Source organism: Streptomyces albiflavescens (assembly GCF_014645835.1).
Lineage (GTDB): Bacteria > Actinomycetota > Actinomycetes > Streptomycetales > Streptomycetaceae > Streptomyces > Streptomyces albiflavescens.
Map to the genome: position 1 here is coordinate 616,153 of NZ_BMMM01000001.1, position 19,986 is coordinate 636,138.

Here is a 19,986-nt window from a genome sequence, read left to right on the forward strand (position 1 = left end):
GCGGGCCTGCGCTCAGATGTGCCGCACGGCAGGTACCCGCCTTCGTGTCGGTTACCTGCGCCTCGACTGACGTTTCCCTTCGTCGTCCGCCCCTCAGCGTTGCGCCGCGAGGCCGGGTCGGGCACGGGCCGACCGGCCCTGCCGAGGGCCCGGTCGGCCCGCGACGCGCTGCGGCCCGTGCGCGACGAAGCTCCCCCTCAGCTAGTCATTCGTCCCCACATGGGCCCGACCCGCTCCCACTCCTCGTCCCAGCGCTCGATACGCCGCCGTTCCAGCCGGCCGCGGAAAAGCCGTCCGCCGATGAAAGGCACCCCCGCGGCGCTCACGCCGACCAGGACGCCGACCAAGGAGGCCCGCAGCTGGGCCTGGGAGGCGGTGGCGGGCCTGGTGACGAGGCGGCCGTGAGGGTCGGACCACACGGTGACCGAGGTGCCCGCGGCGGTGCCGGCGAACACCCTCGCCTGGCCCGCGTGCAGAGACCCGTCCGCCGCGGTCCAGCGCACCTTCGCCCACACGAGATCGCCGCCGGTCTCCATGGCGCTCGCATCGGGCGCGTCCTCGGTGAGCAGGGCGGGGACGGAACGCCACTCGGCGCGCTGCTGGGCGAGACCCTGCTCCACGGACTGCGTGGCCGCGAGCCCGGCGAACAGGCCGCCGAGCACGGTGAGCACCCAGGCGACGAGCACGGTCCAGGCCTCCAGGGCATCACTGCGTCGCCGTAGCGGGTTGCGTCGCCACCGCCACAGCCACACCTTGGGACCACGGAATGCCGCCATCAATGGCATCCTCCTCACAACCGCGCCGACACGCCACATCTCCCATACGCGCTCGGCCCGCCCGATGCTCACGCCGCGCCCCGCTCCTCCTGCGCCCCAGTTGCCCCGGCGCCCCGCGGCCGAGCCCGGTGACGACGGGCGAGAAGCCCGACCGAGACCCGACACCACCGCCCTGACCTGCCGAAATGCCGCACACGGGGGTCGCTGTCAGTGGCTGGGTGCAGACTGGCCCGTGTCTGAGACAACGACGTCGCGGAGGTGGTCGGCATGGCCGACGTACTGCTCACCGTAGGCACGCGCAAGGGCCTCTTCATCGGGCGCCGGCGCGGCGGTGCGTGGGAGTTCGACGAGAGTCCGTACTTCAACGCTCAGGCCGTGTACTCGGTCGCGATCGACACCCGGGGCGAGAGGCCGCGGCTGCTGGCCGGAGGGGACAGCGCGCACTGGGGCCCGTCCGTCTTCCACTCCGACGACCTGGGCCGGACGTGGACCGAACCGTCCCGGCCGGCCGTCAAGTTCCCCAAGGACACCGGCGCTTCGCTGGAGCGCGTCTGGCAGTTGCACCCGGCGGCCGCCGAACCGGACGTGGTGTACGCGGGCACGGAGCCGGCCGCGCTGTACCGCTCGGAGGACCGGGGCGAGTCCTTCGAGCTCGTCCGTCCGCTGTGGGAGCACCCCACCCGCTCGCAGTGGGTGCCGGGCGGCGGCGGTGAGGGACTGCACACCATCCTCACCGACCGGCGCGACCCGCGCGCGGTGACGGTCGCCGTCTCCACGGCCGGGGTGTTCCGCACCGACGACGGCGGCGGGAGCTGGGCTCCCTCCAACTCGGGTGTCTCCGCGGTGTTCCTGCCGGATCCGAACCCGGAGTTCGGCCAGTGCGTGCACAAGGTCGCTCAGGACGCGGTGACTCCGGACCGGCTGTATCTGCAGAATCACTGGGGGGTGTACCGCAGCGACGACGCGGGCCGGCAGTGGACCGACATCGGCGAGGGCCTGCCGTCCACGTTCGGCTTCGCGGCGGCCGCCCATCCCCACCGCGGCGACACGGCGTACGTCTTCCCGATCAACGCCGACGCGGACCGTGTCCCGGCAGGCCGGCGATGTCGTGTCTACCGCACGGCGGACGCCGGCAAGAGCTGGGAGCCGCTGGCGGCCGGGCTGCCCGCCGAGGACCACTACGGCACAGTGCTGCGCGACGCACTGTGCACGGACGGCGCGGACCCGGCAGGGGTGTACTTCGGCAACCGCAACGGCGAGGTGTACGCGTCGGCGGACGACGGCGACAGCTGGCAGCAGCTGGCCTCGCACCTGCCGGACGTGCTGTGCGTACGTGCGGCCGTCGTGGCCTGAGGCTTTCTGATACCTCACCGCATCACACAAGATCATTCGGGAGGCTCCAACGGACCACGAACAAGCGCACCTTGTCTCGGGAGCACCCGGTTCGTCAACGTACCGGTCATCCTCGGTCGCCCCACGGACACCGGGTTGATCTCCGCTGTGTGTACGGCAGTAGGGTGACGCCCGTGGCACCACGACCGTTGCATGAAATCGTCGAACCGGGCTGGGCGAAAGCTCTGGAACCCGTGGCCGGACGGATCGCCGAGATGGGCGACTTCCTACGCGCGGAGATCGCCGCGGGACGCACCTACCTCCCGGCGGGGGCGAATGTCCTGCGGGCCTTCCAGCAGCCCTTCGACGAGGTACGCGTCCTCATCGTCGGGCAGGACCCGTATCCGACACCGGGGCACGCGGTGGGACTGTCGTTCTCCGTCGCGCCGGACGTACGTCCGCTGCCTCCCAGCCTGATCAACATCTTCCGTGAACTGAACTCCGACCTCGGGCTGCCCCAGCCGTCCAATGGTGATCTGACGCCGTGGAGCCAGCAGGGCGTACTGCTGCTCAACAGGGCGCTCACCACGGCTCCGCGCAGCCCGGGCGCGCATCGGGACAAGGGCTGGGAGGAGGTCACCGAGCAGGCGATCCGCGCACTGGCCGCGCGCGGCGGGCCCCTGGTGTCGATCCTGTGGGGCCGCGACGCCCGCAACCTCCGCCCGCTCCTCGGCGACCTCCCGTCGGTGGAGTCCCCGCACCCCTCCCCCTACTCCGCGGACCGCGGCTTCTTCGGCTCCCGCCCCTTCAGCCGCGCCAACGACCTGCTCGCCAGGCAGGGAGCGGAGCCGGTGGACTGGCGCCTGCCGTGACCCGGGGCGGCGCACTGCCGGCTGTGCTGGCCGTGGACTCGGGAGGGTCGGGGCTGCGCGCCGTGCTCGCCGTGCGAGGGGAGCCCTTCGGTGCTCCGCTGGCCTCGAAGGAACCGGTCCGTACGGGCCCGCGTGGCATCGACGCAGGGCATCTGCTGGAGCAACTGCTTCCGATGGCGCGGCGGTTGATGGCGGCGGCAGGGGTCGATGGGCTCGGGGCCGTCGCCGTCGGAGCCGCTGGCCTGGCCACGCTCGGCGCCGAGCTGCGCGCCGAGCTGCCGTCGGCGCTGAAGCGTGAACTCGGTGTGCGTCGGCTCGCGTTGGCCGCCGACGCGGTGACCGCGTACGCGGGTGCGCTCGGCCATCAGCCAGGTGCCGTGATCGCCGCGGGCACCGGCATGATCGCCATCGGAACCGATCTGACGAGTTGGCGCAGGGCCGATGGGTGGGGCCATCTGCTCGGCGACTGCGGCGGCGGGGCGTGGATCGGCCGCGCGGGCTTGGAGGCGGCCCTGCGGGCCTTCGACGGGCGCCGGGGCGGCTCGACGGCGCTGCTGGAGCGCGCGGAGGGGATGTTCGGCCCGGTATCGGACCTGCCGGGCAAACTGTATCCGCGCACCGACCGGCCCGCCGTCCTCGCCTCCTTCGCCCCCGAGGTGGCCGCCTGCGCCGGGCGCGATCCGGTGGCGGCGGACATTCTTCGTGCGGCCGCCCGGCACATGGCCGAGTCGGCGGCCGCGGTCTGCCCGGCCGATGGTGAGGCCCAAGTCGCCGTCACCGGGGGCCTGTTCAAGATGGGCGACGCCCTCCTCGCGCCTCTGGGTGAGGAGCTGGCGGAGCAACTGCCGCACGCCCGGCGGGTGCCGGCCGCCGGAGACCCGGTGGACGGCGCCCTGCGCATCGCCGTCGATCTCGCGAACGACGAGCTCGCACTCCCCCGTGACCAGCGGATGCTGTACGTAGTGACCGAAAAGACGGATTGATCCGCCCTGTCGGACAAGTGCAGTTGACGCAGGCCGCAGGACGTGGTGCGTCGATACTGATCACTTCTGATCCTTACGTAACTCATCAGACAAAAGCGGACGGAAACCGCTCACCTGCACCCTCCCCGAACAGGGGAGCCCAAGAAGCCAGTAACATGCGGCGCCATGAGCTCCCCCACTGGGCCCGCGTCCGGCCTGCCAGTACGAATGCCGCGACCCCGCCAGCCCGGGCGGCACCGCCGCCCGGAACCCCTGGCGGCTCCCGAGGGCGCGCCCGCGCTCGTCCTCGCGGTGCCGGGCACCCCCAGCGCGGCCACGCGCAGCCTCGCCGAGGAGGTCGTGAGCATCGCGCGCTCCGAGCTCCCCGGCCTCGACGCTCGGATCGGATACCTCGACGGGGACGACGCCGAGTTCCGCACCCTGCAGTCCGTGCTGACGCACGCCGCCGAGGAGCGGGCCGCGCGCTTCGAGCAGGCCCGCGCCGCCGGTGCTGATGTGACCGAGCCCGACGGCCCCGTCGCCATCGTGGTGCCGCTGCTCGCCAGCCCGGACAACGCGCTGCTGCGCCGGGTCCGCCAGGCCGTCATGGACAGCCGGGTCGCGGCCGATCTCACCGATGTGCTCGGCCCGCACCCGCTGCTCGCCGAGGCGCTGCACGTGCGCCTGTCCGAGGCGGGTCTGGCCCGCGCCGACCGCGCCCGGCTCTTCACCGTGGCGACCGCCGCGGACGGCATCATCCTCGCCTCCGTGGGCGGCGAGGAGGCCGTGCAGGCGGCCGGGATCACCGGCATGCTGCTCGCCGCGCGGCTCGCCGTGCCGGTGATGGCGGCGGCGCTCGACGAGGAGGGCGCGATCGCGGCCACCGCCGCGCAGCTGCGCGGCTCGGGCTCCCAGCAGCTCGCGCTCGCGCCGTACCTGATCGGACCGGAACTCGACGCGGGCCTGCTCGACGCGGCCGCCAAGGAGGCGGGCTGCTCCGCCGCCGAGGCGCTCGGCCCCTACCCGGCGATCGGCAAGCTGGCGCTGGCCAAGTACACGACCGCGCTGGGCATCGCCCCGCAGCAGTCGCAGGGCACGCCGGTCCGCTAGCCGTCCGGCACACCGGTACCAGAACACCGTCCGGGCCCGTTCCTCCGAGAGGAGCGGGCCCCGACGGCGTACGACGCGGGCCGAGGTCAGCCGAAGACCACGCAGGACGCGGCGGGAGCCTCGACCGAGCCGCCGCGTCGCGGCATGCCTGTGTCCGGGTCGACCACGAACCAGGTCACGTCGCCGGAGCGCTCGTTCGCGGCGTACAGGTAACGGCCCGAGGGGTCGAGGGCCAGCGCGCGCGGCCAGGTGCCGCCGCAGGGCACCGTGGCGATCAGCCGCAGCCCCTCGCCGACCGCGTCGGGCGTGAGCACGGAGACGACGTCCTGGCCCCGTGTGGCGGTCCATACGAAGCGGCCGTCGCGCGACACGACGATGCCCGAGGGGTACGCGTCGCCATTCGGGACGCCCGACAGCACCGGTGTCTCGCCGACCGGACGCAGCCCGCCTTCCGCGGCGTCCCAGCGGCAGACGGTGACGGTGGGCGCGAGTTCATTGAGTACGAACGCGTGTTCGCCGCGTGGGTGGAACACGAGGTGGCGGGGGCCGGAGCCGGGGCGCAGCGCGATTTCCCGGTGCAGCGTGAGGGTTCCGCCGTCCAGCGCGCACACGCGTACGGAGTCCGTGCCGAGGTCGACGCTCACCGCCCAGCGGCCGCTGGGGTCGGGCTGCACCTGGTGGGCGTGCGGCCCCTGCTGGCGCGGGGTGTGCGGGCCCGAGCCGGTGTGCTGGAGCACGCTGGAGGCGGCGCCCGCGAGCCCGCCGCCGGGGCGGACGGGCACGGCGGTGACGCTGCCGGAGCCGTAGTTGGCGGTCAGAACGTGTCCGGCGAAGACGCTGAGGTGCGTCGGGCCGCTGCCGCCGACCGGCACGGGCGGCCCGGTCAGTTCCGGCTTGTCGCCCTTCACGCGGTACGCCGCCACCGCACCGTCGGCCGTCTCGCTGACCGCGTAGAGCATGTCCCGCTCGGACGACAGGGCGAGGTACGAGGGGTCGGGAACGCCGTCCACCGCGCTCAGGACGGTCAGCGCGCCGCTGCCCGGGTCCACGGCCGCGGTGATGACGCCGAGGCCTCCCGCCGCCGTGAACGAGCCGATGAACGCCCGTTGTTGCCGCCTGTCGCCGTCTGCCACTGCTGTCCCCTCTCGGTCCCGCGCCGTTCGGGGCGACGGTAGCAGTCGACGATCGACGGTCTAGACCAAGGCGGCGATCCGAGGACGGCCTCCTGGAGTGGCGTCCTAGAACAGGGCCGCGCCCTGCGCCCGTTCGAGTGCCTCCGGATGGTGAACATACGCGGGGCGCCGCTCCACGGTCTCGTAGGTGCGGTGGAAGACCGGCGTGGCGCTGCCGGAGATGGGTGGCACGATCCACGACCAGTCCGCACCGACCGGGCGGCCCTTGCGTTCCTCCTGGCCGAGGTGGGTCAGGAAACGCCGGGACTCGGTGTGGTGGTCGGTGACCGTGACGCCGGCCCGGTCGAAGGAGTGCAGCACGGAGCGGTTGAGTTCGACGAGCGCGCGGTCCTTCCACAGGGAGCGGTCGGTGCGGGTGTCGAGGCCGAGGTGGTCGGCGATGTACGGCAGGAGGTCGTAGCGATCGGTGTCGGCGAGGTTGCGGGCGCCGATCTCCGTGCCCATGTACCAGCCGTTGAACGGGGCCGCCGGGTAGCAGATGCCGCCGATCTCCAGGCACATGTTGGCGAGCGCCGGAACCGCGTGCCAGCGCAGTCCGAGCGCGCGCCACCAGGTGTACTCGGGGTGCGCGAGCTCCACTTCGAGCACCGCGTCGACCGGCAGCGAGAACCAGCGGGGCTTGTCATCGGCACCCTGGATCACCAGCGGCAGTACGTCGAAGGGGGTGCCCGGGCCGCCGGGCCAGCCGAGCCGCTGGGCGAGCGCGGTGAGGCCCGCGTTCCTCGGGTCGCCGGTCACGCCGCCGTCCGGGCGTGCGTAGCCCGCGTACCGGACGAGCTGTTCGTTCCAGATCCTGGGGCCGGGGCAGCCCGGCGCGTCGGGCGCGAAGACCGTGATGAGCGCCCGGATCCGGCCATCGCGCGTCGCCTCCCGCAGATGGTCCGCCGACGCCTCCGCGACGTCCTCCGCGTCCCTCACGTCCCTGCGGTCCCGCACGCACAGGGAGCGCCAGTACAGCCGTCCTATGCACCGGTTGGCGTTGCGCCAGGCGACGCGCGCGCCGAAGACGAGTTCCGCCCTCGTGTGCCGGTACGTCCCCGTGTCCGCGATCTCTGCGCGCACGGCGGCGATCCGGCGGGCCGGGTCGCCGAGGCGCTCCTCGGTGTGGTGGAGGGTGAGGAACTCGGTGGCGGAGCGGAGGAGTTCGTAGGGCGCGGAGACGGAGCCGGAGGAGACCTCGCCGTGAGCCGCGGGGGAACCACCGCCGACCAGTTGTCCCCTGAGACCCGGGGTCCGGGTCACGATGTCGGCGCCGACCTGCGCGTACGGGGTGCTCGAAGCCGTGCCGTCCCGCCTGCGGACGGCCGGAACCCGGTCCAGCCAGCCGCCCGGACCGTCGCCGTCGAAGGCCGGGTACTCGGCGCTGCCGTCGTCGGCCCAGCCCTCTGCGCGTCCGGTTCTGCGGGGGAAGTCCCGCATGGTGCCACCCCCAAGCGGATCGGCCCGCGGGCCGCTCCCGCACGATCCGCGGGTTCCGTGCGTCTGATAGCCGCGGGGTTACCCGTCAGGGGCGGTGATCCACCCTCTAGGTGGCCGGTAAAAGTGCGTCATTCCGGCGCCTGGTGTCCAGGCGCCGAGGTCGGACCTCCGTGCGGGAAGCGTCAGACGCTCATGAGCCGGGAGCCGCGCAGGGGCGTGGCCAGCGCGACGAGCGCGCGCTCCAGGCCGTGGAGGTGGGCGAGGGCCTGCTCGGCGCCGGGGTGGTGGCCCGGGGTGGCCGGATGGGCCGTCGGGGTGCGCTCCGGCACGGCGCCGACCAGGGACTCCATCGCCGTCTCGACGCGTCGGCACGCGGCAGTGAGGCGTGCGTCGTGGGAGGCGTCCGGGTCGGCGGCGACGGCCGCGAGACCGCGTGTCTCACGGGCGCAGTCGTCGAGGAGGGCGAGGATTTGGCGGGCCCGGACCTTGCGCGCCCGCATCGGGTTGAGCGGATGCACCAGGGGCGCGAGCGCCATGCGTACGCGCCCCAGAAGTGCTTCGAGCTCCGCCGCGCGGGGCGCCGGGTCGGCCTGGGTGTCACCCGCGAGCCTCCTGGCCGCCGCCGCGGTGCAGCCCTGCACCGCGTGCAGCGCCCGTTCGACCCACCGGTCGGTCACCGTGTGGGTCGTGATGGGCAGGATCAGCGCGACGGCGAGCGCGGCGCCGAGCGCGCCGATGCCGGTCTCGGCGAACCGGAGACCGAGCAGCCCGGGGTGCAGCACGCCCAGCAGCCCGTAGAGCAGGCCCGCCATGACGGTGACGAAGAACATCATCCAGCTGTACGAGGGTGCGGCCGTATAGAAGATCCCGAAGACGCAGACAGCGACGAGCGCGGCGGTGGGTGCCGCAGCACCGTGCAGCGGTACGGCGATCAGCAGGCCGGCCACGATGCCGGTGACGGTGCCGACGACGCGCCGGAAGCCCCGGATGAGCGTCTCGCCGCGCGAGGCGGTGTTCACGAAGATCCACCAGGCGGTGCCGACGGCCCAGTACCAGCGGTCGTGCGAGAGCAATTGGCCCGCGAACAGCGCGAAGGCACAGGCTGCCGTCGCCTGGAAGGCCTGGCGCGTCGCGGGCCGCGCGAGCCCGCGTCCGTCGAGCGGCGCGGGCGCGGCGGGCAGCGGAGTGCGCCGCTCGATGCACCACACGCCGAAGCGCACCATCGAGGACGCCGCCAGTGACAGGGCGAGAGCCGCGTACAGCTGAGGGAGCTGACCGGGGACGGCGTGCAGGAACTGCGTGGTGAAGAACATCATGAACGCGAAGATGCCGAGCGCATGCCCGCGCGGACCCCAGCGGCGGGCGTACACCCCGCAGAAGATCACCACGAGCCAGGTCCCGTCGCGCAGCGGCGGCATGCCGTGCAGGGCGGTCGCGAGCGCGAGGACCGGAAGGCCCACCACGGGCAGCAGTGCGGTGGTGAGGGCCTGGCCGCGCACGGTCGGGTCGGCGACCGTGAACAGCGCGAGGAGTGCCGCCAGCCCGCCCGTGATGGACGCGGGCAGCGAGAGCCCGGCCACCTCGGACAGGGTCACCGCGAGGCCGATGCCGACGACCGCCCGCAGCGAGACCCGCAACCGGAACAGTCCCGGATCCGGAGCCATGAACATCTTCTTCACCGTCGGCTGCCCGCCCCCACTTCGCTCTTGGCCTCGTGGTCCGAAGACCTCGACACATGCGAATGGCGCCGCGGGTCCGGTACGGCGTCCTTGCCGTCCGGCGCTGCGCAGCGCCATCAATACAGACAAGGTAAGCGGCAGACGGGAACTGGCTCAACAGGCTCGGTCCAGACTGAGCCATTGGTACAGTCGAAGGAGATCACCTCAGGCCACAAGGAGGCCAACGGACCATGGCCGTGGACGAGCTCGACACCCGCATCCTGCGGCTGCTGCTGGAGCAGCCGCGCACCAGCCTGCGCGAGTACGCCCGCATCCTCGGCGTCGCCCGCGGCACCCTCCAGGCCCGCCTCGACCGGCTGGAGCGGGAAGGCGTGATCACCGGGACCGGTCCGTCCCTGTCCCCCGCGGCTCTCGGCCACCCTGTTCTCGCCTTTGTGCACATCGAGGTCACGCAGGGCCATCTCGACGACGTGGGCGAGGCGCTGGCCGCCGTCCCGGAGATCATCGAGGCGTTCTCGATCACCGGCGGCGGCGATCTGATCACCCGGGTCGTGGCACGGGACAACGCGCATCTGGAGGATGTCATTCAGGCACTGATCAGCCTGCCGGGCGTCGTCCGCACGCGCACCGAGGTGGCCCTGCGCGAGCGCGTCCCGCACCGGGTGCTGCCGCTGGTGGAGTCGATCGGGCGGGCCTCGAAGAGCTGACCCGCGCCGCGTGGCCGGCCATCGCTCCTTGGCATCCTTGACCCCATGCGCACTCTCGGCAGCACCTCGATCATCTTCGATCTCGACGGAACGCTCGTGGACAGCGAGCCGAACTACTTCGAAGCGGGGCGGCAGACTCTGGCCGGGCAGGGCATCACAGACTTCACATGGGCCGACCACGAGCAGTACGTCGGCATCAGCACCCAGGAGACGCTCGCGCTCTGGAAGGAGCGCTACGGCCTGACGGCCCCGCTCGACACCCTGCTCGCCGAGAAGAACCGGCGTTATCTGGAGCTGGCCCGCGCCTTCACGCATGTGTATCCGGAGATGCGGAAGTTCGTGGAGTTGCTGGCCGCCGAGGGCGTCCCGATGGCCGTTGCCTCGGGTTCTTCGCCGACGGCCATCGAGGCGATCCTGGCGGGCTCGGGGCTCGACTCCCATCTGACGACCGTCGTCTCGGCCGACGAGGTCGCGCACGGCAAGCCCGCCCCCGATGTCTTCCTCGAAGCGGCGCGTCGCCTGGGTGCCGCCCCGGCGGACTGCGTGGTCCTGGAGGACGCCGCGCCGGGCTCAGCCGCCGCGCACGCGGCCGGGATGCGCTGCATCGCGATCCCGTACGTCGCCGCGCAGGCCGACGACCCCGCCTTCGCGACGGCCGGGCTGCTGCTGCGCGGCGGCCAGGCCGAGTTCACCGCGCAGTCCGCCTATGACTGGCTCGCGGGCACGACTCCGGCATCCTGAACTTCCACGACTTCAGGGAAGGTGGGCTCATGGGTGCTGCCGCCGTACTCGTCGCCAATCGCGGGGAGATCGCCGTACGCGTGCTGCGCGCCGCCTCCGAGCTGGGGCTGCGCACGGTCGCGGTGTACGCGGACGGTGACGACCCGCATGCCCGACGGGCCGACGAGACCGTGCCGTTGAAGGACTATCTCGACGCCGAGGCGATCGTGGCCGCCGCGCGGAACACCGGCTGTGCGTTCCTGCACCCCGGGTACGGGTTCCTGAGTGAGGACGCCGACTTCGCACGGCGCTGTGCCGCGGCCGGGATCACTTTCGTGGGCCCCTCCCCCGAAGTCCTCGACCTGTTCGGCGACAAGGCACGCGCGCGTGCACTCGCCGTGCGGCTCGAAGTGCCCGTCCTGCCGGGGACGGAAGGCGCCACCACGCTCGACGAGGCACGGGAATTCCTGGCCGGCGGCGCGGTGATGATCAAGGCGATCGGCGGGGGCGGCGGCCGCGGTATGCGGGTGGTGCGTTCCGACCGGGAGCTGACCCAGGCATGGGAACGGTGTCGTTCGGAGGCCCGACAGGGCTTCGGGCGCGGAGAGTTGTACGTCGAGCGACTGCTGGAGGGCGCCCGGCACATCGAGGTGCAGATCGTCGGCGATGCGACCGGAGCCGTCACACACCTCTGGGAGCGGGACTGCAGCGCCCAGCGCCGCCACCAGAAGCTGATCGAGATCGCCCCCGCTCCCGAACTGGCCGACTCCACAAGGGAGAAGCTGCTGTCCGCCGCCCTGCGGATGGCCCGCGCCACGCACTACACCGGGCTCGGCACCTTCGAATTCCTCGTCCGGGGACAGGGCGAGGGGGGCGAGAAGGGCGAGGAGTTCCATTTCATCGAGGCCAATCCGCGGCTCCAGGTCGAGCACACGGTCACCGAAGAGGTGACGGGCGTCGACCTGGTCGCCGTACAGCTGCGGCTGGCCGCCGGCGAGACGCTGGAGTCCCTGGGGCTCGCGGGGCCCCCGCCGGCGCCCCGCGGGTTCGCCGTCCAGGCCCGCGTCAACGCCGAGGTCACGTCCGCCGACGGGACGGTGCGGCCGTCGGCCGGGCGGCTCACGCGGTTCGACGTGCCGACGGGGCCCGGCGTGCGCGTCGACACGGCGATGCGCGCCGGCACCCAAGTGGGCGTCCGCTACGACTCGTTGCTCGCCAAGGTGATCGCTCACGTACCGCACGACTTCGCCGCCGCCTGCGAACGTGCCCGGCGAGCGCTCGGCGAGTTCGGGATCGAGGGCGTTCGGACCGGAATTCCCTTGCTGCGGGCGGTCCTTGACCGACCGGGGTTCTGGAAGCACACCGGCATCGTCGAGGAGTACTTGGCGGAGTTGCCACCTGAGGACGAGCAGCCCACCGTGGTCGAGGGGACGGTGTCCGCACCGATGAGCGGCACGGTGGTCTCGATCGCGGTCGCGCCGGGCGAACCGGTGTGCGCCGGGGAGCAGTTGCTGGTCCTGGAGGCCATGAAGATGGAGCACGTCATCCTCGCTCCGGTCGCCGGTGTCGTAGGCGCCCTGTACGCACGTGTCGGCGAAACGGTGGGCGAAGGGCATCCCCTTCTGGAACTGGGAGAGAGGAGCGACGCGACGGCCGAGGCACGCCCCGACGAGACGCCGGACCTGGACGCCATGCGTCCCGATCTGGCCGAGGCCGTGCGCCGTCATGCCGTCGGCCTGGACGGGAACCGCCCCGAGGCCGTCGCCAAGCGCCACGCCATCGGCCGTCGCACCGCCCGCGAGAACATCCAGGACCTGTGCGACGAGGGAACCTTCACCGAGTTCGGCGCCCTGGCGATCGCCGCTCAGCGACAGCGGCGCACGCTGGACGACCTGATCCGTTCGACGCCGGCCGACGGCATGGTCACCGGCACCGGGCGCGTGGGGGGGGGCGCCGTGCGTGGCGATGTCGTACGACTACACGGTGCTCGCGGGCACGCAGGGGTTGCAGAACCACCGCAAGACCGACCGGATGCTGGCGCTGGCGGAGGAACGGCGGCTGCCGGTCGTGCTGTTCGCGGAGGGCGGCGGCGGTCGCCCCGGTGACACGGACACCACCTCGATCGCCGGGCTGGACGTGACCACCTTCCAGCGGATGGGACGGCTCAGCGGCCTCGTGCCTCTGGTCGGCATCGCCTCCGGCCGCTGCTTCGCGGGCAACGCGGCACTGCTCGGCTGCTGCGACGTCGTCATCGCGACGCCGGACGCCTCGATCGGCATGGGCGGACCCGCCATGATCGAGGGCGGCGGTCTGGGCGTGTACCGCCCTGAGGAGGTCGGTCCGCTGACGGTCCAAGTCCCCAATGGCGTCGTGGACTTGGCCGTGTCCGACGAGGCGGAGGCGGTGCGGGTCGCGCGCCAGTACCTGTCGTACTTCCAAGGCACACAGGGCAGTTGGGAAGCGCCGGACCAGCGGCTGCTCCGGCAGGTCGTCCCGGAGAACCGGCGTCGCGCCTACGACATGCGCACGGCCGTCGAGACACTGGCCGACAGGGGGTCGGTGCTGGAGCTCCGGCAGGCCTTCGGAACGGGGGTGTTGACCTGCCTCATCCGTATCGAGGGGCGCCCGCTGGGGCTCATCGCGAGCAACCCGGCCCATCTGGGCGGCGCCGTCGACCGCGACGCCGCCGACAAGACCGCCCGCTTCCTGCAGCTCTGCGACGCCTTCGGACTCCCGGTCGTCTCGCTCTGCGACACCCCGGGCTTCATGGTCGGCCCGGACGCCGAACGTACCGCCACGGTGCGGCACTTCGCCCGCCTCTTCGTGACCGGCGCGAACCTCCGCGTGCCGCTCGTCGGCCTTGTCCTGCGGAAGGCGTACGGTCTCGGCGCGATGGCCATGCTGGGAGGTTCCACCCGCGCCCCCTTGGCCACCGCCGCCTGGCCGAGCGGCGAGTTCGGCGGCATGGGACTGGAGGGCGCGGTCCGTCTCGGCTACCGCAAGGAGCTGGCGGCGATCATCGACCCCGAGGAGCGCGAGCGGGCCTTCGAAGCGCGGGTGGCGGAGCTGTACGAGCACGGGAAGGCGGTCAACGCGGCGGCGGCGCTGGAGATCGACGCGGTGATCGATCCGGCGGAGTCGCGCGTGTGGATTCTGGCGGCGCTGGACGACGGCCCGGACCTCCCTGAGGAACGCGGGCGCTCGTTCATCGACACGTGGTGAGACGCGCATCGACACACGGTGAGGCGCGCGCCTGCGCGCGCCCCCACCCCTTCACGCCCGCTGTTCAGGCCTTCTCGCTCACGCCACCCGGAGCACGATCTTCCCGAGCCGGTGTCCCTCCTCCAGCGCCGTGTACGCCTGGGCGGTCTCGGCCAGCGGCACCACCCGCTCGACCCGCGGTTCCAGCTTGCCGTCGTCGACCAGTCGGGTCAGCTCGTCGAGACCGGTCCGGTCGGGCTCGACGATGAAGAAGACCCCGCCCTCCTTCGAGGGGTCCGGCGGAGCGACGATGCTCACCAGCGCACCACCCGGGCGCAGCACCTGCCAGGAGCGGTCCTGGGTGTCGCCGCCGACGGTGTCGAGGACCAGGTCCATGTCCTTGACGTGCTCCTCGAAGCGTTCGGTGCGGTAGTCGACGACGTGCTCGGCACCCAGCTCCCGTACGAAGTCCGCGGATGAGGCCGAGGCCGTCGCGGTGACGGAGGCGCCCAGTGCGGCCGCCAGCTGCACGGCGACGGAACCGACGCCGCCCGCGCCGCCGTGCACCAGCACGCGGAAGCCGGGGCGCAGCCCGCCGTGCCCGACCAACCCCTGCCAGGCCGTCAGCCCGGCGAGCGGAAGGGCCGCCGCACGGTCGTGGTCGAGCCGCGACGGCTTGGCGGCCAGCACGGCCGCGGGGACGGCGACGTACTCGGCGGCGGCCCCGTCCCTGGTGAACGGGATCAGCCCGTACACCTCGTCGCCCACGTCCCAGTCGGTCACCCCTTGGCCCACCCGGGCGACGATCCCGGAGACCTCCTTGGAGGGGATGATCGGCGTGCGCAAGTTGCCACTGCCGTCGAAGCTGTCGGTCCAGGTCGCGTCCCAGGTGAGCTCACCCAGCGTGATCGACGCCGATCGTACGGCGACCAGCACTTCCCCCGCGCCCGCCTCGGGACGCGGTGCGACCTCGTACGTCAGCTGCTCCGGACCACCGCGATGGTGACCGCGTACCGCATGCATCGTGCTCATGGCGACCTCCAGTCCTCCGGCTTCGCATCCATACCTCCAGACTGCGGTGCGGATCGTCGTTGTGCATGAGTCACCCGACCGCGGTCGCCGACACCGTCACCCGGTCACGGTGGATCGGCGTCCGCGATCCGGTGAGCGGAACGCCGCTCCCGCCCCGCCGGGCCGCGACGATCTCCGCCGCGATCGACAGCGCGGTCTCCTCGGGGGTACGGGCGCCGAGGTCCAGCCCGATGGGTGACCGCAGGCGGGCCAGCTCCCGCTGCGTGACGCCGACTTCACGCAGCCGGCGGTTGCGGTCCTCGTGGGTACGGCGGGAGCCCATCGCACCCACGAACGCGACCGGCAGGCGCAGCGCCGTCTCCAGGAGGGGAACGTCGAACTTGGCGTCGTGGGTGAGCACGCACAGGACGGTGCGGTGGTCGGTCTCGGTGCTCCGGAGGTAGCGGTCCGGCCAGTCGACCACGATGTCGTCCGCCTCGGGGAAGCGGACTCGAGTGGCGAAGACGGGACGGGCGTCGCACACGGTCACGTGGTAGCCGAGGAACTTGCCCGCCCGTACCAGCGCCGCCGCGAAGTCCACAGCACCGAAGACGATCATCCGGGGCGGCGGCACGCTCGCCTCGACGAACAGCGTCATGCCGCCCGGGCAGCCCGATCCGTTCTCGGAGATCTCGACGGTGCCGGTGCGCCCCGCGTCCAGCATCGCGCGGGCCTCCGCGGCAGCGGTCCGGTCCAGCTCCGGACGATCGAGGAGACCACCGTCGTGCGCGGCGCCGAGGCTCCCTTCGTACGACGTGTCCGACCCGTCGGCGTGCACCAGTAGCGCCCTGCCCAGCAGTTCGGCCGGTCCCCGGGCCACCCGGGCGAGAGCCGCCGTCCCGCCCCGGGCGGCGGCGGCCAACCATGCCGCGAACACGGACGCGTCCTTGCGGACACCAGTGGCCGCCCGTACCGGTGTCACCAGCACCTCGATGACCCCGCCGCAGGTCAGGCCCACCGCGAACGCGTCCTCGTCGCTGTAGCCGAACCGTTCGAGGACCGTCGCGCCGTCCTGGAGCGCCTGGACGCACAGGTCGTACACCGCCCCTTCGACGCAGCCTCCGGAGACCGAGCCGACGGCCGTTCCACGGCTGTCGACGGCGAGGGCGGCGCCGGGACCACGCGGTGCGCTGCCGTCGACGGCCACGACGGTGGCGACGGCGAAGTCCCGGCCCTCCTCGACCCACCGGTTCAGCTCGGCGGCGAGGTCAAGCACCCAGGGCTCCCTCAGCCGCCCCCAGGACCCGATCGGGCCGGATCGGCAGATTCCGGTGGCGTACGCCGGTCGCGTGCCAGACCGCGTTGGCGATCGCCGCCGCGGCGCCTACGACCCCGATCTCGCCGATGCCCTTGATCCCGACCGGGTCGTCCGGGTCGGGGTCGTCCACCCAGTCCGCCTCGATGGCCGGTACGTCGGCGTGCGCGGCGAAGTGATAGCCCGCGAGGTCCGCGCCGACATGGCCGCCGGAGGCCTGGTCCCTGACCGCCTCCTCGTGCAGGGCCATCGACAGTCCCCAGGTCATGCCGCCGATGAACTGGCCGCGCGCGGTGAGCGGGTTGACGATCCGGCCCGCGGCGAAGATGCCGAGCATGCGCTGCACACGCACCTCCCCCGTGGTGACGTCCACGGCGACCTCGGCGAACTGCGCCCCGAAAGTGTGCCGTTCCATCTCCGTCAGCGCGCCGACGGCCGCGGAGGTGTCGGACCGGGCGGTGATTCCCTCGGGCGGAACGGCCCCGCCCGGGACCAGTCGCTCGCGCAGTTCGCGCGCCGCGGCGATGATCGCCCAGGCCCAGGAGCGGGTGCCCATCGAGCCGCCCGCGATAATCGCCCGCCCGAAGTCGCTGTCCCCGATCCGCATCCGGATGCGCCCGGGCGCCACCTCCAGCGCGTCGGCGGCGACCTGGGTCAGCGCCGTCCTCGCGCCGGTCCCGATGTCCATCGCGGTGACGCGTACCGTGAAGGTGCCGTCCGCCTCCGCCGTCACGGCCGCCGTGGACGGAGCGGACAGCGTGGGGAACGCGGCCGCGGCCACGCCGGTGCCGAGCAGTCGGCGACCTTCCCGTCGAACTCCGGGACGCGGGTCGCGGTCCGCCCAGCCGAATCTGCGGGCGCCCTCCTCGAAGCAGGCACGGAGGTTGCGGCTGCTGAACGGCAGCCCGGACAAGGGGCCCACGGTCGGTTCGTTGCGCAGGCGCAGTTCGATCGGATCGATGCCGCACTTCTCGGCGAGTTCGTCGAACGCCGACTCCAGCGCGAAGGAACCCGGCGCCTCGCCCGGGGCACGCATCCAGGTCGGGGTCGGCACGTCGAGCCGTACGGCACGGGTGACGGTGTGGTGCGCGTCCGCGTCGTACACCGGACGCCCGAAATCGGCGCTGCGCTCGATGAATTCGAAGACGGTCGAGGTCTGGCACTCCGCCTGGTGGTCCAGCGCGCGCAGCCGCCCATCGGCATCGGCGCCGAGCCTGACACGCTGCGCGGTGGGGCTGCGGTAGCCGACGAGCGCGAACATCTGACGGCGGGTCATGACAACCCTGACCGGGCGGTGCAGGACGGTCGCCGCCATCGCCGCGAGCACCGAGTGCGGGCGGGTCCCCTTGGATCCGAAGCCGCCGCCGACGTGCTCGGACCGCACACGCACCGAGTCCGGGTCCAGCGAGAACAACTTCGCGAGCTCGTCCGCCACGAACCTGCTGCCCTGGTTGGAGTCGATGACTTCGAGCCGGCCGCCGTCCCAGCGCGCCGTCGCCGCGTGCGGCTCCATCGGGCTGTGGTGCTCTTCCGGTGTGGTGTACTCGGCGTCCACGACGACGGCGGACGCCGCGAGTTCGGCCTCCAGGTCGCCCTTGTGCGCTGCGGAGCCCTCAGGTGTGTACATTCCGGGGCGCCCCGCGAAGAACGCCACGTCGTGCGGCTCCTCGTCGTACTCGACCACGAGCGCCTCGGCCGCTTCCCTGGCCTGCTCGGGCGTTTCGGCGACGACCAGCGCCACCGGCCGGCCGACGTACGGGATCCGGTCGTGCTGGAAGAGCTGAAGGGCGGGGTCGGGCTGCCCGAACGGGACCGTGTAGTCCGACTCCAGCCGCGGGGCGTTCCCATGGTGCAGGACGGTGAGGACGCCTGGCATGGCCAGCACGGGGGCGTCCTGCACGGAGCGGACGCGGCCGCGGGCCACGGTCGACAACACCAGCCAGCCGTGGGCGAGTTCGGGGTGGGGGATCTCTCCGGCGTAGCGGGCCGCGCCGGTGACCTTGGCCAGGCCTTCCACGCGGGTGTGCGCGGTGCCGACGGCCCGCGTCGCCGCGGCTGTTCCGGTGGTCGTGGTCATCGGGCGGCCTCCTCGGCGAGTTCGGTCAGCACGGCCACGACGAGGTTGCGCATCAGCGGCACCTTGAATCCGTTGTGGGGCAGGGGTCGGGCGGCCGCCAGTTCGGCGTCCGCGGCGGCGGCGAACGCCTCGGCGCTCGCCGGACCACCGGTCAGCACCCGCTCGGCCTCGCCTGCCCGCCACGGCCGGGACGCCACCGCCCCGAAAGCCAGCCGCACTTCGCGTACGACATCGCCCCGGACATCGAGGGCGGCGGCGATCGAGCCGATCGCGAAGGCGTACGAGGCTCGCTCGCGCACCTTCCGGTACCGCGAGTGCGCCGCGACCGGTGCCGCCGGCAGCGTGACACCGGTGATCAGCGCGCCGGGAGGCAGAGCGGTCTCCCGGTGCGGGGTGTCGCCCACGGGCAGATAGAAGTCGGCGAGCGGCAACTCGCCCGGCCCGTCCGCCGTTTCGTAGGAGACAAGGGCGTCGAAGGCGGTGAGGGCGACCGCCATGTCCGAGGGGTGGGTGGCCACGCAGTGCGCGGAGGCACCGAGGATGGCGTGGTTGTGGTGCTCACCCTCGATGGCCGGGCAACCGCTGCCGGGGGCACGCTTGTTGCACGGTTTCGCCAGGTCGGTGAAGTAGCCGCAGCGGGTGCGCTGGAGCAGATTCCCGCCGACCGTGGCCATGTTGCGCAGCTGCCCCGAGGCTCCGGCCAGGACGGCCTGGGCCAACGCCGGGAAGTGGCGGCGCACTTCGGGATGCGCGGCGAGATCGCTGTTGGTCACGGTCGCCCCGATGTGCAGACCGCCGTCCGGCGTGAACTCGATCCGGTCGAGGGGCAGTTCGCGAACGTCGACGAGACGGGTCGGCCTTTCCACACCGGCCTTCATCAGGTCGACGAGGTTGGTGCCGCCGCCGAGGAAACGCGCGTCGGGGTCGTCGCCGAGCAGTGCGACGGCGCCGGAGACGTCGAGGACGCGTTCGTAGCCGAATTCCCTCACGCCGCCGCCTCCTTGGTGTCGTCCCCGGCCTCGGCGACCTGGGCCTCTGCCGCCCGCGCCACCGCCTGCACGATCGACACATACGCGCCGCACCGGCACAGGTTGCCGCTCATCCGCTCGCGAATCTCCTCGGCGGTGAGCGGAGGAACACCCGCTTCGGGCCGGACATCGGCGGTCACGGCGCTCGGCCAGCCCGCCGCATGCTCCTCGATCACCCCGAGGGCCGAACAGATCTGGCCAGGCGTGCAGTAGCCGCACTGGTAACCGTCGAGATCGAGGAACGCCTGCTGCACCGGATGCAGCCGCTCACCGTCCGCCACACCTTCGATCGTGGTGATCGCTCGCCCCTCGGCGGCGACCGCGAGTTGCAGACAGGACACCGTCCGGCGACCATCGAGCAGCACCGTGCAGGCGCCGCATTGTCCCTGGTCACAGCCCTTCTTGGTACCGGTCAGATCGAGCTGCTCGCGCAGCGCGTCCAGCAGGGTGGTGCGGTGGTCGACGGACAGCGTGTACTTCTCGCCATTGATGCTCAAAGTGATGGCGCTGTACGTCGACAAGGGGCCTGGGCCCATGATCAGCCTTCTTTCGCGTGTGCGTTGCGCGTCGAAGTCGAAGTCGAT

The 19,986-nt window shown here is 72.5% G+C and carries 16 protein-coding genes and 1 pseudogene; 8 read left to right on the top strand and 9 right to left on the bottom strand.

What is annotated here, in order from left to right:
* Window positions 1–197: 197 nt before the first annotated feature.
* Window positions 198–776, bottom strand: coding sequence for an Rv1733c family protein (locus IEY95_RS02600; RefSeq protein ID WP_189184150.1), 579 nt, complete (start codon window positions 774–776; stop codon window positions 198–200).
* 267 nt (window positions 777–1,043) lie between these two features.
* On the opposite strand from IEY95_RS02600, the gene IEY95_RS02605 reads away from it, so the two are divergent.
* The 4 genes from IEY95_RS02605 to IEY95_RS02620 all read left to right on the top strand — a co-directional run bounded on the left by IEY95_RS02605 (window position 1,044) and on the right by IEY95_RS02620 (window position 5,052).
* Entirely contained in the window at window positions 1,044–2,129 is a 1,086-nt protein-coding gene (locus IEY95_RS02605) for a WD40/YVTN/BNR-like repeat-containing protein (RefSeq protein WP_189184151.1), read from the top strand.
* A gap of 173 nt (window positions 2,130–2,302) precedes the next feature.
* Complete coding sequence (locus IEY95_RS02610; RefSeq protein WP_189184152.1) at window positions 2,303–2,980, top strand: uracil-DNA glycosylase; 678 nt, start codon at window positions 2,303–2,305, stop codon at window positions 2,978–2,980.
* The gene (locus tag IEY95_RS02615) at window positions 2,977–3,963 is read left to right on the top strand and encodes an N-acetylglucosamine kinase (protein ID WP_189184153.1); all 987 of its coding nucleotides are present in this window, start codon (window positions 2,977–2,979) and stop codon (window positions 3,961–3,963) included. Before IEY95_RS02610 ends, IEY95_RS02615 begins: the two co-directional genes overlap by 4 nt.
* A 165-nt stretch (window positions 3,964–4,128) precedes the next feature.
* On the top strand, window positions 4,129–5,052 hold the full coding sequence (locus tag IEY95_RS02620) for a sirohydrochlorin chelatase (protein WP_189184154.1): 924 nt from the start codon (window positions 4,129–4,131) through the stop codon (window positions 5,050–5,052).
* Between the two features lie 86 nt (window positions 5,053–5,138).
* Here IEY95_RS02620 and IEY95_RS02625 read toward each other — a convergent pair whose 3' ends face one another.
* The 3 genes from IEY95_RS02625 to IEY95_RS02635 form a co-directional block, all read right to left on the bottom strand.
* Entirely contained in the window at window positions 5,139–6,185 is a 1,047-nt protein-coding gene (locus tag IEY95_RS02625) for a lactonase family protein (protein WP_189184155.1), read from the bottom strand.
* A 105-nt stretch (window positions 6,186–6,290) separates the two neighbouring features.
* Window positions 6,291–7,664, bottom strand: a complete 1,374-nt coding sequence (locus IEY95_RS02630) for a nitric oxide synthase oxygenase (RefSeq protein ID WP_189184156.1) — start codon at window positions 7,662–7,664, stop codon at window positions 6,291–6,293.
* Between the two features lie 182 nt (window positions 7,665–7,846).
* The gene (locus IEY95_RS02635) at window positions 7,847–9,334 is read right to left on the bottom strand and encodes an FUSC family protein (RefSeq protein WP_189184157.1); all 1,488 of its coding nucleotides are present in this window, start codon (window positions 9,332–9,334) and stop codon (window positions 7,847–7,849) included.
* Window positions 9,335–9,573: 239 nt separating this feature from the next.
* Here IEY95_RS02635 and IEY95_RS02640 point away from each other — a divergent pair, with 239 nt between their 5' ends.
* The 4 genes and pseudogenes from IEY95_RS02640 (at window position 9,574) to IEY95_RS48660 (ending at window position 13,992) form a co-directional block, all read left to right on the top strand.
* Window positions 9,574–10,050: an Lrp/AsnC family transcriptional regulator gene (locus IEY95_RS02640; RefSeq protein WP_189184158.1), complete on the top strand. Its 477-nt coding sequence runs from the start codon at window positions 9,574–9,576 to the stop codon at window positions 10,048–10,050.
* A gap of 45 nt (window positions 10,051–10,095) precedes the next feature.
* Window positions 10,096–10,791, top strand: a complete 696-nt coding sequence (locus tag IEY95_RS02645; RefSeq protein ID WP_189184159.1) for an HAD family hydrolase — start codon at window positions 10,096–10,098, stop codon at window positions 10,789–10,791.
* Window positions 10,792–10,820: 29 nt separating this feature from the next.
* Window positions 10,821–12,341, top strand: a pseudogene (locus IEY95_RS48655) (ATP-binding protein); the annotation flags it as partial.
* Window positions 12,342–12,735: 394 nt separating this feature from the next.
* Window positions 12,736–13,992: an acyl-CoA carboxylase subunit beta gene (locus tag IEY95_RS48660; RefSeq protein ID WP_229702566.1), complete on the top strand. Its 1,257-nt coding sequence runs from the start codon at window positions 12,736–12,738 to the stop codon at window positions 13,990–13,992.
* A 78-nt stretch (window positions 13,993–14,070) separates the two neighbouring features.
* On the opposite strand, the gene IEY95_RS02655 is transcribed toward IEY95_RS48660, so the two are convergent.
* From IEY95_RS02655 to IEY95_RS02675, 5 genes are all read right to left on the bottom strand, one after another.
* Entirely contained in the window at window positions 14,071–15,003 is a 933-nt protein-coding gene (locus tag IEY95_RS02655; protein ID WP_229702519.1) for an NADP-dependent oxidoreductase, read from the bottom strand.
* A gap of 70 nt (window positions 15,004–15,073) precedes the next feature.
* Entirely contained in the window at window positions 15,074–16,258 is a 1,185-nt protein-coding gene (locus tag IEY95_RS02660; protein WP_189184160.1) for an XdhC family protein, read from the bottom strand.
* A complete protein-coding gene (locus tag IEY95_RS02665) occupies window positions 16,251–18,374 on the bottom strand; it encodes a xanthine dehydrogenase family protein molybdopterin-binding subunit (RefSeq protein ID WP_189184161.1) in 2,124 nt (707 codons plus the stop codon). The genes IEY95_RS02660 and IEY95_RS02665 overlap by 8 nt, the downstream gene beginning before the upstream one ends.
* Complete coding sequence (locus IEY95_RS02670) at window positions 18,371–19,363, bottom strand: FAD binding domain-containing protein (RefSeq protein ID WP_189184162.1); 993 nt, start codon at window positions 19,361–19,363, stop codon at window positions 18,371–18,373. Before IEY95_RS02670 ends, IEY95_RS02665 begins: the two co-directional genes overlap by 4 nt.
* Complete coding sequence (locus IEY95_RS02675) at window positions 19,360–19,938, bottom strand: (2Fe-2S)-binding protein (protein ID WP_229702520.1); 579 nt, start codon at window positions 19,936–19,938, stop codon at window positions 19,360–19,362. The genes IEY95_RS02670 and IEY95_RS02675 overlap by 4 nt, the downstream gene beginning before the upstream one ends.
* Between the last annotated feature and the right edge of the window lie 48 nt (window positions 19,939–19,986).

Bases quoted from the DNA above. Each gene is read 5' to 3' on its own strand.
- IEY95_RS02655 (WP_229702519.1), bottom strand. From the start codon at position 15,003: ATGAGCACGATGCATGCGGTACGCGGTCACCATCGCGGTGGTCCGGAG.
- IEY95_RS02605 (WP_189184151.1), top strand. From the start codon at position 1,044: ATGGCCGACGTACTGCTCACCGTAGGCACGCGCAAGGGCCTCTTCATC.
- IEY95_RS02665 (WP_189184161.1), bottom strand. From the start codon at position 18,374: ATGACCACGACCACCGGAACAGCCGCGGCGACGCGGGCCGTCGGCACC.
- IEY95_RS02675 (WP_229702520.1), bottom strand. From the start codon at position 19,938: ATGGGCCCAGGCCCCTTGTCGACGTACAGCGCCATCACTTTGAGCATC.
- IEY95_RS02645 (WP_189184159.1), top strand. From the start codon at position 10,096: ATGCGCACTCTCGGCAGCACCTCGATCATCTTCGATCTCGACGGAACG.
- IEY95_RS02640 (WP_189184158.1), top strand. From the start codon at position 9,574: ATGGCCGTGGACGAGCTCGACACCCGCATCCTGCGGCTGCTGCTGGAG.
- IEY95_RS02620 (WP_189184154.1), top strand. From the start codon at position 4,129: ATGAGCTCCCCCACTGGGCCCGCGTCCGGCCTGCCAGTACGAATGCCG.
- IEY95_RS48660 (WP_229702566.1), top strand. From the start codon at position 12,736: ATGTCGTACGACTACACGGTGCTCGCGGGCACGCAGGGGTTGCAGAAC.
- IEY95_RS02600 (WP_189184150.1), bottom strand. From the start codon at position 776: ATGGCGGCATTCCGTGGTCCCAAGGTGTGGCTGTGGCGGTGGCGACGC.
- IEY95_RS02635 (WP_189184157.1), bottom strand. From the start codon at position 9,334: ATGTTCATGGCTCCGGATCCGGGACTGTTCCGGTTGCGGGTCTCGCTG.
- IEY95_RS02630 (WP_189184156.1), bottom strand. From the start codon at position 7,664: ATGCGGGACTTCCCCCGCAGAACCGGACGCGCAGAGGGCTGGGCCGAC.